Genomic DNA, 1,163 nt, shown 5'->3' on the forward strand with positions numbered 1-1,163 from the left:
GAGACTCGCCTTAGTCTCGTGGGCTCGGAGATGTGTATAAGAGACAGGGGTAAGCAGCGAGTTCATCATTGTGGCGGCCCGCCTGCACCGCATCGAACGCGGCTTCGGCGGCCAGCATGCCGGTCTTGATCGCGGCATGCGAACCCTTGATCCGCGACGCGTTCAGGAAGCCCGCGTCGTCACCCACGAGCGCGCCGCCCGGGAACACCAGCTTCGGCAGCGACATCAGGCCACCCGCGGTAATCGCGCGTGCGCCGTACGACACGCGCTTGCCGCCTTCCAGAACCGCGCGGATCGCCGGATGCGTCTTGTAGCGCTGGAATTCCTCGAACGGCGACAGGTACGGATTGGTGTAGCCGAGGCCGACCACGAAGCCCACCACCACCTGGTTGTTGTCCATGTGGTAGAGGAACGAGCCGCCGTAGGTGTCGTTATCCAGCGGCCAGCCGGCCGTGTGCATCACCAGACCGGGCTTGTGCTTCGACGGATCGATTTCCCACAGTTCCTTGATGCCGATGCCGTAGACCTGCGGATCGGCGCCTTCGCGCAGCCTGAATCTATCGTTCAGCTGGCGGCCCAGATGCCCGCGTGCGCCTTCGCAGAACAGCGTGTACTTCGCGTGCAGCTCCATGCCGAGCTGGAAGTTCTCGGTCGGCTGGCCGTCCTTGCCGATACCGAGGTTGCCGGTGGCGACGCCCTTCACGGAACCGTCGTCGTGGTAGAGGATTTCAGCTGCGGGAAAACCCGGGAAAATCTCGACACCCAGCGCTTCGGCCTGCTGGCCCAGCCAGCGCGTGACGTTGGCGAGGCTGATCACATAGTTGCCGTGGTTCTTGAAGTTGTCCGGCAGCGCCCAGGCCGGCACGCTTTTCGAGCCGGTTTCGGTCAGGAAGAGGAATTTGTCCTCGGTCACGTCCACGGTGAGCGGTGCGCCCTTTTCCTTCCAGTCGGGAATCAGCTCGGTGAGGGCGCGCGGGTCCATTACCGCGCCCGACAGGATATGCGCCCCGATCTCCGAGCCTTTTTCCAGTACGCACACGCCAAGCTCGACGCCTTTGCCGGCCGCCAGCTGTTTCAGGCGGATCGCCGCGGACAGGCCAGCCGGGCCGCCGCCGACGATCACGACGTCATACTCCATCGACTCGCGTGGGCCGTACTCCTCA

1 pseudogene is annotated in these 1,163 nt (G+C 64.3%); it reads right to left on the reverse strand.

The features are described 5' to 3' along the window. Positions 1–28 precede the first annotated feature (28 nt). A pseudogene (locus BN2475_RS33055) lies at positions 29–1,163 on the reverse strand (NAD(P)/FAD-dependent oxidoreductase); the annotation flags it as partial.

It is taken from the genome of Paraburkholderia ribeironis, assembly GCF_900019265.1.
GTDB lineage: Bacteria > Pseudomonadota > Gammaproteobacteria > Burkholderiales > Burkholderiaceae > Paraburkholderia > Paraburkholderia ribeironis.